We start from the raw sequence: 14,171 nt of genomic DNA on the forward strand, positions 1-14,171 counted from the left end.
AATTTCTATAATAATTTATATATATTTGTGCAGTATTTGTAATTATTAATTATCCAAATATTTTCATATTACTTAATCAAATAGGTAAATTTTATGCAAATTAAATTTTATTTAGATACAAATAAGTCAAAAGTAAAGGAAAGAAATATTAGATGTTTTATTCGTGACAAGGGTAAACCCTTACTTGATGAAACTGGAAAACATCAAACAAGTAAACTTGGAAATCGATTATACAAGGTTGAAGGAATTTATCTAAATACTGAAGAAAAATGTCTTCCGGAATATTGGGACAAAAAAAAACAAAGAGTAAATTTAAAAAAAATTAAAAATTTAGACTTGAAACGAGAGTTAGAGGATCTTAACGATTATTTAAATTCGTTCGAATCAAAAATTAAATTACTTGTAAGAGAAATTAAACGAGAAAATCCATTAGCAAGTTTTGATGTAATTATAAATGAAATAAATAAACACTTTCATAAAGTAGATCAATCATTTTTCTCAGCATATAATGAATTCTTGAAATTGAAAAGTCAGAAAGTATCAAAAGATTCAATTATTAAATTCAAACGTGTATCAACTTTACTTAGAGAATATGAGAAAATGTATAATGTAAATTTATCATTTGACAAAATCACACCTCTGTTTTTCGAAAAATTTTTTGTTTTCCTAACTCAGGATAAAGAAGAACCAAAAATGCTAAATAATTCTGCTTATAAAATTATTCAATTTTTTAAAACCTTTATGATCTGGGCAAATGAAAAAGCAAATATAATTGATAACAATTCGTACAAAACTTTCAAAAGTAAAAATGAAGAAAATGAAGTAGTCTATTTGACTTATGATGAATTGATGAGTTTGTATAATTTGAAAATTGATGATGAGAAATTAAGTCGCGTCCGGGATTTATTTTTATTTCAATGTTTTACCGGAGTGAGATATTCTGATATTGAGAATCTTCAAAGAGTTGATATACAAGGTCCAACATGGAAATTGAGGACTCAAAAAACTAGAGATATAATTGAAATACCACTTAATAATTATGCACTTGGAATTTTGGCAAAATATAAAGAATGGGAAAAACCTCTACCAATAATTTCAAATCAGAAAGTTAACTTATATCTTAAAGAAGTTTGCGAACTTGCAAAGATCAATGCTCCGGTAAAAATAGTTAAATTCCGCGGTATTGAGAGGATAGAGGAAACTTTTCCAAAATTTGAAGTCATTAGTAGCCATACGGCCAGAAGAACGTTTATTAGCCTTTCTCTTGAACGTGGAATGAAACCGGATGTAATAATGAGTATTACCGGGCATAAAACTTATAGAATGATGCAGCGATATTTAAAAATTGCAGATAAGCACAAACGCGATGAAATGGAAAAAGCTTGGGGTTCTAGTTTAAGAATTATTCATCAGTAATTATTTTTGAAACACTAAGTTACATTTAATTGTATAATTTCTGCCTATAGAGAATTATAGAATTCTATTGATTAAGTAAAATAATTTTGTTTATTTACGATTAATAAAAATAAACTATTCTGGATTGGGGTGTCCCCGGTCGGTTTAAAGCCAAGATGTTGTTCTTGGCTTTTTGCTTTTAAGGATAGATTTTAAGACCAAATCTTCTGGTTCCTTTTGAGTAAAACTTCGAATTAATGACATCAAATGAAGGATTTGCTCTTGATTGATCTAATACATAACGGGCAATTGGATATGCAATTAAATCAGAAATTTGTAATCCAATTATATCATCTTTCTTACTATAAAATTTAATTTCATTACAATAGTTTTTTATACGACTTGGAGAAACAAATCCTGAGCCTCTATTTTTTAATTTTTGAAAATGTTCCTTTAATTGATTATCCTCTTTTTTTCCTCTCTTTTCAATGTAAATGGATAATGAATTTGAAGCAGCGAATTGAGAATCTAAATAAAATACTGCTCTCTCAATTATAAATGAAAGCGAAATCTGATAAACATCATCATGCAGTTTACCATATAAATTGACATAATTTTTCTTCTTTATAGCAGATGAAATTATCTTATAATCAGATTGACTAAGAATGGTGTTTAGTATTTCATAAAATTCTTTTTTAATATCTTGATCAAATAAAATCGAAAATTCGTTTTCATGTTTTCTTATATCAGATGAGTGAAGAATAACTTTTTTATCCCCCCAGAATTTTTTCTTCAATTCCTTAATTTGATTGCCAATGTTTAAATAACTATTTTCAGTTAAAATAATTCCGGTAAGAACAAATACTGGGAAATTAGGATCGATTTTTATTAAACCATGATCACCACTTTCATCAAGAAATAAAAAATATTTTGACAATTACAATCTGAATATTTGTTATTGATTATTATTTTAAATTAAAACAAATTATTTATAAGATCAATCTTAAATTTGTGTTGTTCATATTTAGAACTGAAATGTAATTGTATAAAATAATCTTATCAAAATATCTTACAAATATTGTACAAAAGAACATGTTAATTAATTTCCTCTCCATTTCCATGCACGTCTAAAACCTAATTTTTCAGCTTCTAAAACTGTATGAACGTAACATTCACCTCTATTTTTTTCAATTACTGTTTTATCATATTGTTGATCAAATGGAAGATGATAAATTTTAGATTCGTCCTTTCTTGAAATATTACATTTTATCGATGGATATTCTTGATACATAAAATTTTCATAAAGTTTTATACCAAGTAAGTTCGCAAATTTTTTTGAAGTATCAGAAAATGAACAAGTTGCATAGAAACTTCCACTAATATTTTTACTTTTCATTAAGTCGGGAAATAAACCAATTTGAATATCCAAATTTCTATTTTCCGCAGATTTTATAAAATATTCAACTGTTGTCCCAAAAAGTTGATTTATATGCTTTTCATGAATTACTCTTTCATTTCTCCAATATTTACATTGAACAACTTCAGTTTTCTCATCTCTTGTGCAAATTAAATCCCGTCCTAAATCTTCTACACCTTTTTCAATTCCTTGATAAATCACATTCCATCCTTCAGATTCGTATAAATATCCAATATATCTTTCATAATCACGCCCGATTTGCCAAGGATTTTTTTTCTTTTTCCAATATCTATCTAGTGCAAGTTGATTTCTTTCTGTTTCATTAAGTTTCTCATACTCACCTTTTGTGACAAAATATTTTACTGGATCCGCTTCATCATTAATGTCCTCAATTGTAAAAACATCAAGTAAAGAATCATCTATTTGTTGATCAACAAAATCATTTAACCATGGAAATAAATTTTCATAATATTTTAATAAATTTCTTGTAACTAAAAAATTTTTCCTAATTTCACTTTTTTGTTTCGAAATTTGGCTAATTGCTTCAGAAGCTTTTTTTGCTGACCATTTTTTTTGTAAGTAAAAATTTGAAATTTCTAAATCTTGTAATTCAAAATATTGACTAATAGCATCAGAAAGCCACGGAAAACCTTTTGTTTTTTCCAAAATAATTTTTTCAATTTCACTTAAAACTTCATTTTTAAAGTCCAAGATTTTTTTTTCTGTTTTTATTAATTCAAACTTTTTTTCTTCAAAATCCTTCTCGAGTTTACTTTCAAATTTAACTAAGTTTTCAATTCTAATATTTACATTATGAAGTAGTGTTTCCAATTCTATTTTTAGATTATTGGACACTCTAAGTTTTTCTATTAACTCCTTATCATTTGAAGAGAACTTCATTTATTTTCTCTTTTTTGAATTTGAACTTATTATAAAGGGGCGAAAGAAAAATTGTTTTACTTATAGAAGAATTAAATTGTTGATTCGGAAGAGTCATTTTTTCAGAATTTATTTCTGATGTAATAGTATATTTATAAAATTGAATTTCTTTAATAATTTTATTCGTATTAATTTCATCAAGTTTTTTAGAATTTTTCCTAAGTATTCTACTATATTTATGATTTTCAATGAATTCTAACAATATTCCCAAAATTGTAATTAACAAATAAAAACTTGAAATAATTGATATAAAAACTATTACATTCATTTTATTAAATCCAACAAAAAAATTATATTAATTTGAAAAGATCACATTTAAAAATTAATTGTAAATTATATTATTATTTATATCAAAAATAAGAATTCCAATTATCTTTATAGAATAGGATGCATTAACAAGATGAATAAATAATTAATACTTTGTAAGTTGCTATTAAAAATAATATGATACTGATTAAATCAAACGCAATTTCTATAAAAAGTTGATCAGATAACCAATCTGAGAATTTATATCGTCTTTTATTCTTAAACTGAGGTTGTAAAGCCCCTTTCATTATATACCACATACTAATTTTATATAATAAGGTTGCAAATATTTGAACAGAAACACCAACTAAGTATAGAATTAGTATTGGATTAAAATCAGTTTTATTTAGTACCAAATTTGAAAACGCAGCTTGACTGCTAAATAGTACTGGGGCGCCAATACCAAAACCAATAAGCCAAGTTCTCAAAGAAGAAGAAAATTTTTGATATGATTCTTGGTAAACCTTTACATCATCTAAACCTGGATCATTTATAGACATGTGTATTTATTAATTTCTGGAAATAAAATAATTAAATTATTTCAAACCTAATTAAAACTAATTTAAAACTCTAATTAATTTTATAATTCTAAGTATTCTTTATCTTATTATCAAACCATTTGACTGCCAGTCACATGCTATTAAAGGTTTTCAAGTCGCAACTACTCCAGAAAGTCACTTAATTTTCAATCAGTTAAATTAACTCCGCACTAATGCTGCACAAAACGAAAAGATTTTATTATTTTTCAAAAAATAGTTTAGGTACTTTACTTTAAGTTAATATTATACTATTTTAAGTATTATGAAATATTAAGGGGGGCTATGAACCGATCTTTGGGGGAAAGGTCGGTTTTTTATTGCCGGATAATATCTTTTTATTCAGTTCAATAAATGAAATGTTGATGTGCTAAAGAAAGTAGTTTTGGATCTTCAATTTTATTTTTGTTCTTAAAAATTATTGCCCAAATAATGTAACACTCTTTTTCTGAAATCATAAAATTTCCAGAATTGTATCTATGAATTAGCTTTTCAGTGACACTTTCCTGTAATTCAGTTAAATTCATTTTATTGTTTTTTATACACTCTATTGCTGTTTTAACTATATCTTCCATTGGTTTAAGTTCATTCGACATTTTATCCATGTCAATTTCAAACGGAACAATTTTATAATTCTCATCGTTAGAATAAATATTTTCTAATAATCTAACTGCACTTTCCATAGAAATCGGCGCGGTAACAAAATTGCCAGTTTTGATATTTTTCACCCTAAATTTCATCGTTCCCCCCTTTGAAATGATGATATTTTAAGAAATGGTCAAATGATATGTCTCAACAAAAAGCAATCCTTCTTTGCTTTTTGAATTCAGTTTTTCTATTCCTCAAATTAGCAATTTCAAAATCCTTTTGTCAAGATAATCTGATGCAATTGAAATGTTTTTTCATCGTTCTGTATAAATCCCTATTATTTTCTTGATTTTAAATTGGCATATTTTTAATTTTAATTACCAAATCACCAAAGCGGTTTAGACTTTTTCCGATAAGAAAAGCATTTTTATTTTAAATGATTTGTTTTTCTAACAACAAATATATTTGCTCTGAGATTCCGGTATCCGTGAGGACCGGGGGTACACTTTGGTGTCCTGGTAAATCTCAGGGCTTTTTTTTCAAATACCAAAAACCAAAGGAGCACTATCATGAACACACCAATTTGTTTGAGTCCATTACTCATTCTAAAACCTAACCTCACAAAAGAAGCAATAGACTACTTAAGAGCAAATAAGGAAAATGTAATTTGTGAAGCTTACAGCTTTCCGGAAAGAGGAAAAAGATCCGGCAATCCTGCAGTATTAAAACATTATTTTCTTTATAGCAAAAAAGAGTATGATGAATTTCATAGAAGATTGAAAATTAAATTTTTTGATAATAATAAAACTATTAAAATCTAAAAAGTTACAATTAATAGAAATTAGATAAGTGAATGAATTAATTGTAAATTAATTATATGTACTAACGAAAAGTTAAATTTTTTAACAATTATTGGAAAAGACATGAATTTTAAATCACTTAATACATTGAAAACCAAGTCCCAAATTGGTAATGAAATTCTTTTAAATATTATAAAAAATCAGCCATTGAAATTTGGTGCAAATATAGAAATTTATCTCAGAAGATTTGATAAATTAGAAAAGCCTATAGATGATAGTGAAATAAATTTTCACAATTTTTGGAGTATGAATTCAGAAGTAAATCAAATACTGAATATTATTCAATTTGATGGATTTGAGAAATTTAGAAAAGTTTTACGAACGAGGTCAGATGAAGTTAATACAAGAATATTATCAGCTGAACTCGAATTGTGCCTTTGGGAAATTAAAAATGATCATCCTTTTTTTAATAATGAAAATGAAATAATTAATAATTTGTGGACAAGAATAGGAGGAAACTTAGCTATTATTATGGAGTACACATACTACAGAATTGCAAAATTAAAGAAAATCAATTTTGTCTTAGATTCGGATCAGGTAAGTTTTCACTTAACTAGAATATTAGATTATTTTAAAACATTTGAATTATATTCGGAAATAAGACTTCAAACTCAAAAATCTGAAAAATATACTCTTGAAATGTTTGAAAAAACAGCTGAATTTATTCGCGAAGGTTTTAGCTATACAAAATCATACGAAAAGACTCTAAGATATTTCAATTTACAAGATGAGAAATTTGATTCCTATAAAAAATCATTCCATAGAAGATATTGGAATAATAAAATTTTAGGAAGTATTCTTAATAAAAATTCTAAAAAACAATAAATTTGTTTTATTATAACTACAAAAAAGGGAAGTATATACTTCCCTTTTTTGTGAATAGCAAATTCCCTTTTTCGGGAAGTACACTTCCTTTAATATCCTCAACAAAAAAAATATTTTTCTCATGAAAATATGAATGTTATTGCACGGCTGCTTTAACAATCATTCAAATAAAATTTTAGAGCTCTCATTAAAACCTTTGTTTGATTCTTCGCAGCCGTGAGGATCATTCGAAGGTTTTTTTATTTATTAATCTGAATTCAAAATAAACAAGGAAAAGAAAATGAAATTTCCAGAATTATTAAAAGAAGAAGTTGAAAAACAAAACTCTCCACTTGAAAATCGTTTTCGTGAACTTTTAGAAATTGAAAATCCAACCGGTCCAGAACTAAAAGAATTGATAATGAGCGATTTGGCTTTAAGAATAAAAACGAATCGAAAACAAATTAAAAATCTAACTTCAGAGCCTTACGCAACTTCAGCTCTAATCGAAACAAAAAAATTCAATGACGTAAGGATAAATGATCTTCAAATTGAAATTAAATTGGAACTGGAGAATTTAATTCCGGAAGAAAGAAAGCTTTTTTATCCATCGTTAGCAAACAAAGATTTTTCAGCTTATGAATTGCAGCTTCAATCTGTAAATGAAATTTATAAAAGTGTTGAACAAAATAAATTTAACGGAATAAATAAGGTTTATGATGATTTAGAAAGAGCTATTGAGATAGGTCGAATTGATTTTGCAACATTATTGATCGAAAAATTAGAAAAGTTTTTAAAAGAAAACAGCCGTTTGGATTCACAACCATATCAAAGATTTCTACAAATACAAAATGATTTTCTAAATCTCAACAAACGAGGTGAGATTAGAAAGAAGATTGAAGATTTGAAAGCTGGTAAAAAAATTATTGAAGAACATCTATTAAAATTTTCTTAAGCAATGAGGATAAAATGACTGGTGATTCAAACCAAGTATTATTATTTCCAATGTCGAGAAGTGAACTTCAGACTTTAATAAAACAGTCGATGAGTGAAGTCTTGGAAATATCAAAATCAGTTAATCAAAAAGATCTACTTTCCACAAAGGAACTATGTGAATTCTTAGGTATTTCAAGCGCAACGTTATCAAAATGGAAAAGAGAAAATCGAATCCCATTTAAAAAAATGGCAAGGCGCATATTTTATTCCCGGTCTGATGTTTTAAAATCGCTAAGAGAAAGTAATTATACAAAATTGAGATCATTAAATATATGAGAAATGTAATTGGGCTTTCCAAGATCTTAAGATTATCGAATTACAGAGGGATTTTATTTTATGGCTGACATTCAGATTGATGATGGAAATTTTACAAGAATTCATAATCAACTTTTAGAGAAGTTAATCTCAATAAAATTAAGTGGCCAAGAACTGCAGTTAATTTTATACGTATTTCGAAAAACTTTTGGATATGCAGGAAAGCATAAAGGTGATTTCATCTCTCTTACTCAAATTGCAAATTCACTGAACATTTCATCAATAAGAGCTCATCAAATTTTATCAGCTGTAGTTAAATTAAAAATAATTAAAAGTTCTAATGATGGTTTAGGAAGTAAAAACTTTTTATCCTTTAACAAAGATTTTGATACTTGGACTACTAAGGAAAATCTTAGTAGTAATGATGAAAAACTACTAAGTAAAAACTTAGTAGATATTAAGGAAAACCTTAGTAGTACTACTAAGAAAAACCTTAGTGGAAGTACTAAGGAAAACCTTAGACACAAAAGAAATAAAGAAAATATTAAAGAAACTTTTAAAGAAAAGGATTACATCGATAAAATTATCGATGTTTTTGCAGAAAAATATTTTGAAAGTCGTGGAATAAATTATTTTAAAATTGCCAAAGATCGTAAAGCAGTTGGAGGATTACTAAAAAAAGTTGATACCAATAAAAATTTAAATTCTGAGGAAACACTTAAACAATTAAAAAATTTCTTCTTTCAGTGTTGTTTAATTCCGGACCAATGGTATAGAGAAAATATGAGTTTGACTTTAATAAATTCTAAATTCAATGAAATTAGATCAATAATTAGGAGAGGTAATGGAACATATTCAAAACACCTTACGCAAGATAAACTTCGAGGAATTGCAGAAGACATCGCGAACGATAGAGACTTACTCCAAAAATGAATATGAAGAAAATTTAATTTCAGTTTATAACCATTCAAATGGTTTATCTCAATCTGTTGTTATAGAACAAACTGAAAAAATCCTTATTGCTTTTCCAAAATTAGAACGTCCATTTATTAATCTGTTAAGGGAAAGATTTAAAGCAAACAATTTCTCAGATGAAAGAATGATTGACTCAGTAAACTATGTTATTGATAATTATACTGGTTTTGACAAATTACCACAGGTTGCGGATTTTATTAAATATGATAGAAAAGTTCGGGTTTATTCTCATGCTGAAGTTACACAATATAATCTTTGGCGAAATGTTGAAGCAATTGATATTGGTTTATCAAATCCAAGATGGATTAAGAAAGAAGATTTTGAAAAGTACAAATTCAAAAAGTGGATTAAAAAATGACAGAAAAAATTCAAAGAAAAAGATCAAAACCATTGCAAAAAAATTTCCAATTGATTAAAAGTAAAAATGTTACAAAAACTCCGGGGTTAACTGATCTTTTTACTCGTGAAATAAAATATTTAAAAGCACGAGATATTCGAAGAGCAATGAGCAAATTAATTTCTGAATTCTGTAAAGGAAATATTCAAAATGAAGATGCTAAAACAGCAGTTTATTTATTCAGTACATACATTCAGATTTTAACAACAACCGATTTTGAAGAGAGATTAAAAAGAATAGAATTGGAGAGTAAATCCGGGTATGATTAAAGCAAGAAATTTGAATTCTCGTTTGTCAAAATTAGAATCAAAAATATTTGGTGATAATGGATTGACTGAGGAACAAACAAATAAAATTATTTGTGTTGCAAGTGAAGAAGATCTCGGAAAATTAATCAGATTTAAAAATGATGTTAAAGGATTGAATGATCAACTTAGGTATTTTTTTTTAAGTACAAATTAGAAATTCAGAAATATGAATTTACAGATCGAGATAAAATCATATTTAAGGAATTGAAGAATTATTCAAAATTAAAATTGAAAGAAATGTTAGAACAAAATGAAATGGCGGAAATACATTGGAATGAATTTTTTGAAGTTGTAAAACAAAAGCTTGAAATGAAGAAAGTAGTAAAAAATGAAATTCAGTTCTGAGTATCTCCAAAAATGAATATATGAGAAAACACTTTATAAAAATTCTGCTCAAATAATATACAAATGGAGTTCAAAATGGATAACGCAAAAAAATATTGTGAGTTATGTAGTGATGAAATTACAGAAGTTTTGAAAAACGATAACAGCACTGTTCAAGTTGACATGGATTATTTAACAAAAACGGAAATGAGAAATATTAACAAAGGTCAGCAGATAATTTTTGATGAAAAGCTGCATGTATCACATGAAAATGTTTGTAGAGTCGCTTCTTACCGTAAAAATGTTTTTACGATGTTAGGAATTGGTCCGAATGATTGGCGGGGTAATTGAAATGGCAAAACGTAAAAGTAAAAATTCATCGCTAATATCCGGAATAATTAAAGGCAAGTTTACAGCTGGAGCAACGAGACAGCAAATTAATGCACGTCCAAAATTAAATCTAATTGCAAGAAAAAGTTCAAGAGAAAAATAAAATGACAATTGATGAGCTCAATAAAAAATTAGTTGAAAGTAATTTTATGCTTACAACGTTAATTGATAAAATGAATTCTGAAAGTATGCAATCAAAATATAAAATAAAATGTCCGGCTGAAATTATGCAGGTTTTTAAAAGTCTAAAAGCAAGTAATGATTTTAGATTATCTGTAGAAAATCAAATTCGTGAAAGATTAACAGAAAATAATATTAAAGCAATTTTAAATTAAAGGTATAGAAAATGGCTAATGAATTAGTTGCAGGCGCTCTTGCAGTTGAGGTTTATGCTAAACGTGATAGATTGAATGATGACCTGAAAAAAGCTGAAGAAGATGTTAAAAAAGGGAAAGAACGGATTGAAAGGAATTATGCAAATATTAAAGCAACAATGGATGATAGGCTTCTAAAATTAAAACTGACTGATGTTGAAAAACTTCATACCAAATTAAAACAAAGATTAGAAGAAAAAATTCAATTAAAATTTGATGATGCAAGTATTGAAAGAACAAAAACTCAATTAAAATCAGTTGAAGATGCTCTAAAAAAAATTAATACACCAGACCAAACCACTGCAAATAAACTTTCTCAACTTGACGATTTCCTAAAAGGTTCAATAGGAATATCTTTAAAAGGAATAGGAATTGGGGCAATTGTTACCGGGCTTGGAGCTGTGACGATCGATGCTGTAAAAGCATATACAGAAGTTGAAGGTGTTTACAATGCATTTGAAAAATTAAATAATCCGGATTTGCTGAATAAATTAAGATCTGCAACACGAAACACAATTGCCGATGCTGAATTAATGAAACTAACAATGCAAGCAGTCGATTCAAATATTTCCTTTGATAACTTAGAGCAAATATTGGAGCTTGCAAAAAACAAAGCAAGTGATACTGGAATGTCTTTTGAGTATCTCGCGAAAAACATTATTGATGATATTGGTAATGAGTCAACATCTGCTCTTGAAAAATTCGGTGTTTCAGTAAATGAAATGGAAGATGAAATAAGTAGAGTAGGCACTTATGGAGAAGCGGCTTTTAATCTTGTAAGTAAAAGTATTACTAATATGGGATTTGTTGCAGAAACTAATAAAGATAAAATTGCTCAAATTTCTGCTGCTATCCAAAATGTAAAAGAACAATTTGGTGGTTTCGTTTTTGACTCAATCAATTTCCTTATCAAATATTCTTCAACTTCAAATGTAGCAAATGCTGAACTTCAAGAAGCATATCAAAAGGTGATGAATGAATTTGCAGAAAAACAAAAACAACTTGATAAAGCTGTAAAATCAGCACAGAAACAATCTATTGAAAATACTAAGGGGAAAGATGAAAGCGAGTTAGTGAATTATATAAAAACTGTTCAAGAAAAAATTAACGAAATTGGAGAGGCTAAAAGTGATGAAGAAAAATTAAAATTAGAACAATTAAATGCAAAGCTTAATGTTTATAAACGTGCACATGAAGATTTGGCTCCCTTGTTTGATCCATATTCAAAGAAATTAAGTGAAGTCCAAGATAAAATTAAAACTCTTAATGAATTAAAAAAAGAATTTTCAGTTTCAGATAATCAGTACAAAAAATTGATAGTGAAATTGAGAGATTAGAAAATATAATTAAACCGAAAAAAGTCTCAGCTAATAATCAAAATGTTAATGAAAATATAAAATTAGATTTCGATGAATTTAAATTAACTCAAGAAGATTTTGACTGGATTGATGATGTTATTGAAAAAGAAAATGAATTAGCTCAAAACCGTCTGGACAATTTACAGTTATATATTGATGCTCGAAATGACCTATCCGAAGATGAGAAAAAGATCTTGAAGAAAAACTAAAAAGAGAAGAAGAAATTCACAATTTACGAATGAGTTCAATTAGTGAATTTGGAAATGCACTTGAAAGCTTAGGCTCTCATGGAAAAACATTTGTATCTTATTTCAATGCTGCGCTTCAATCTGCAATAAAAATAAATGAAGCAATAAATACAATGAAGACCGATCAGCTTTCTGGAACTCTCGGAATATTTTCCGGCTTTGCAAGTTTCTTCTCACATATATTCGGATTTTCAAAAGGCGGAACGGTAACAAATCAAAACGGAAATATTTCAATTGAGCCACATAAAAAATTTGCCTCCGGAGTTTCAAATTTTACTGTCCCAGCTGGTTTTAATAAAGATAATTACTTAATCGGTGTTCAATCCGGTGAGAAAGTTTCGGTTACTCCGGCAGGGCAATCAAATAATTTATCAACTCATTAACTTGAAGAAATATTATCAGGTATTTATGGAAGAATTGGCGCTATGAATGCGAATTTAATTTCTGGTCTTGATGACATAGTACGATATTCTTCAATCAAAGTAACTCAAAATGTTGATAATGAAGGACTTCGTTTAGCAGTTGAAAGAGCAAAAAGAATTCGCAATATGTATTAAAAGCGATTTGAGCCTTTATCTATTATTTTTCTTTTTATCTATTCAAAATTATTTACAGAAGATTTCAAAAGTGAGAAAAAATTGAGTCAGAATTTTCTCATTTTTTTTATTTCGAGTCAAAATTTTACATGTAAATGACATTTTTCGTTAAAATTTTCTACTTTTTTAAAATCAGTGTATTAAAATTTAAATTTGATCTATTTTGTGGGAAAACAAGCTAAAAACGAAGAATATCTCCCCTTTTTGTATAACACTTTTTTGACAAAAAATGACATAAAATTACTAAAACAAGAATAAACTAGAAATTATTTGATACTTTGTCTCTTATAAATAATTTTCTCAATACTCTTTTGCGATAAGAAATAATCTGCAGCAACTTTCGATTTGACATCTTTTGGTGACTTTCCTTTAAGTACCATTTCGTGATAATCTAACTCTATTTTGAGATTTCTGAAAGCAATATCCGGATAACCATCATCAATAAGTGCATTTATTAATGATCTTACAAGGTCGATAAGTCTTAGAGTGAATTTCTTAGTTAACAATTAAAATTAAGATGTTTTGTGAAGAATTTGTACAATTGTTCTGTAAGTAATTGTAAAATCAATTCAATTCAGGAGAAATAACGTCTTAAATGTATTTTATTTTTGAATTGGCAACATCCTAAAAATGTTAGGATGGTAAAAATGTAGCTGAATTGTTTTAATACGTATTTGTACTTATTGTAAGTACTTATACGTATTTACAAAAAGATATTTTTCTCTTATATTGTATTTAAGATTTAAGTTAAAAATATAAAATAATTATTAATGTAGGTTAATTGGCGAAGCTTTTTTAAGTTCTCAAAAATTAACACTAAGGTTGATAAATAAAATTAAGTACTTAAGATTTGTGTCGTATTATTAAATCAAAAATTCTTAATAATCATAAGTTAATATTACGCCGAAAGTTATTTAAGTAAAATAATGATATTGAATGAATGAAAAGAAGAAGAAAATTCCGTATAATAAACCAAAATTTAAATTTGAAAAATTTTTGTAAAAGTATATTTTATAACGAGTTATAAAAATTTTAAGTAGATATTAGAAAATACAAAAGCAGAAGAAATTGCTTGTTTAACTCTCTTCAATATGAGTTGGGCTAT

The 14,171-nt window shown here is 27.1% G+C and carries 18 protein-coding genes; 14 read left to right on the forward strand and 4 right to left on the reverse strand.

The window, feature by feature from the left end; all coding sequences use genetic code 11:
• Positions 1–93 precede the first annotated feature (93 nt).
• Positions 94–1,416 (forward strand): tyrosine-type recombinase/integrase, encoded by a 1,323-nt coding sequence (locus IPM32_18180; protein ID MBK8947172.1) that lies wholly within the window; start codon positions 94–96, stop codon positions 1,414–1,416.
• 178 nt (positions 1,417–1,594) lie between these two features.
• On the opposite strand, the gene IPM32_18185 is transcribed toward IPM32_18180, so the two are convergent.
• From IPM32_18185 to IPM32_18200, 4 genes are all read right to left on the reverse strand, one after another.
• Entirely contained in the window at positions 1,595–2,332 is a 738-nt protein-coding gene (locus tag IPM32_18185; GenBank protein ID MBK8947173.1) for a DUF3800 domain-containing protein, read from the reverse strand.
• Between the two features lie 162 nt (positions 2,333–2,494).
• Positions 2,495–3,712, reverse strand: coding sequence for a hypothetical protein (locus IPM32_18190; GenBank protein ID MBK8947174.1), 1,218 nt, complete (start codon positions 3,710–3,712; stop codon positions 2,495–2,497).
• A gap of 431 nt (positions 3,713–4,143) precedes the next feature.
• A complete protein-coding gene (locus tag IPM32_18195) occupies positions 4,144–4,557 on the reverse strand; it encodes a hypothetical protein (GenBank protein ID MBK8947175.1) in 414 nt (137 codons plus the stop codon).
• 383 nt (positions 4,558–4,940) lie between these two features.
• Positions 4,941–5,333 (reverse strand): hypothetical protein, encoded by a 393-nt coding sequence (locus tag IPM32_18200; GenBank protein MBK8947176.1) that lies wholly within the window; start codon positions 5,331–5,333, stop codon positions 4,941–4,943.
• 417 nt (positions 5,334–5,750) lie between these two features.
• Here IPM32_18200 and IPM32_18205 point away from each other — a divergent pair, with 417 nt between their 5' ends.
• The 13 genes from IPM32_18205 (at position 5,751) to IPM32_18265 (ending at position 12,853) form a co-directional block, all read left to right on the forward strand.
• A complete protein-coding gene (locus IPM32_18205; GenBank protein ID MBK8947177.1) occupies positions 5,751–6,002 on the forward strand; it encodes a hypothetical protein in 252 nt (83 codons plus the stop codon).
• Between the two features lie 102 nt (positions 6,003–6,104).
• On the forward strand, positions 6,105–6,866 hold the full coding sequence (locus IPM32_18210; protein MBK8947178.1) for a hypothetical protein: 762 nt from the start codon (positions 6,105–6,107) through the stop codon (positions 6,864–6,866).
• 280 nt (positions 6,867–7,146) lie between these two features.
• Positions 7,147–7,800, forward strand: a complete 654-nt coding sequence (locus tag IPM32_18215) for a hypothetical protein (protein MBK8947179.1) — start codon at positions 7,147–7,149, stop codon at positions 7,798–7,800.
• A gap of 14 nt (positions 7,801–7,814) precedes the next feature.
• Entirely contained in the window at positions 7,815–8,117 is a 303-nt protein-coding gene (locus IPM32_18220; protein MBK8947180.1) for a helix-turn-helix domain-containing protein, read from the forward strand.
• A 60-nt stretch (positions 8,118–8,177) separates the two neighbouring features.
• Positions 8,178–9,029 carry a replication protein gene (locus IPM32_18225; protein ID MBK8947181.1) on the forward strand — a complete coding sequence of 284 codons (852 nt, stop codon included), beginning with the start codon at positions 8,178–8,180 and terminating at the stop codon, positions 9,027–9,029.
• Positions 8,986–9,429: a hypothetical protein gene (locus IPM32_18230; GenBank protein ID MBK8947182.1), complete on the forward strand. Its 444-nt coding sequence runs from the start codon at positions 8,986–8,988 to the stop codon at positions 9,427–9,429. The genes IPM32_18225 and IPM32_18230 overlap by 44 nt, the downstream gene beginning before the upstream one ends.
• Positions 9,426–9,737, forward strand: a complete 312-nt coding sequence (locus IPM32_18235; protein ID MBK8947183.1) for a hypothetical protein — start codon at positions 9,426–9,428, stop codon at positions 9,735–9,737. The genes IPM32_18230 and IPM32_18235 overlap by 4 nt, the downstream gene beginning before the upstream one ends.
• On the forward strand, positions 9,730–9,930 hold the full coding sequence (locus IPM32_18240) for a hypothetical protein (GenBank protein ID MBK8947184.1): 201 nt from the start codon (positions 9,730–9,732) through the stop codon (positions 9,928–9,930). The genes IPM32_18235 and IPM32_18240 overlap by 8 nt, the downstream gene beginning before the upstream one ends.
• Positions 9,931–10,196: 266 nt before the next feature.
• Positions 10,197–10,451 carry a hypothetical protein gene (locus tag IPM32_18245; protein ID MBK8947185.1) on the forward strand — a complete coding sequence of 85 codons (255 nt, stop codon included), beginning with the start codon at positions 10,197–10,199 and terminating at the stop codon, positions 10,449–10,451.
• Between the two features lies 1 nt (position 10,452).
• Positions 10,453–10,593, forward strand: a complete 141-nt coding sequence (locus IPM32_18250) for a hypothetical protein (protein MBK8947186.1) — start codon at positions 10,453–10,455, stop codon at positions 10,591–10,593.
• A 1-nt stretch (position 10,594) separates the two neighbouring features.
• Positions 10,595–10,825 carry a hypothetical protein gene (locus IPM32_18255; GenBank protein MBK8947187.1) on the forward strand — a complete coding sequence of 77 codons (231 nt, stop codon included), beginning with the start codon at positions 10,595–10,597 and terminating at the stop codon, positions 10,823–10,825.
• Positions 10,826–10,836: 11 nt separating this feature from the next.
• Positions 10,837–12,201, forward strand: coding sequence for a hypothetical protein (locus IPM32_18260; GenBank protein ID MBK8947188.1), 1,365 nt, complete (start codon positions 10,837–10,839; stop codon positions 12,199–12,201).
• A gap of 259 nt (positions 12,202–12,460) precedes the next feature.
• Positions 12,461–12,853, forward strand: coding sequence for a hypothetical protein (locus tag IPM32_18265; GenBank protein ID MBK8947189.1), 393 nt, complete (start codon positions 12,461–12,463; stop codon positions 12,851–12,853).
• Positions 12,854–14,171: the final 1,318 nt, after the last annotated feature.

Source organism: Ignavibacteriota bacterium, from assembly GCA_016716225.1.
GTDB lineage: Bacteria > Bacteroidota > Ignavibacteria > Ignavibacteriales > Melioribacteraceae.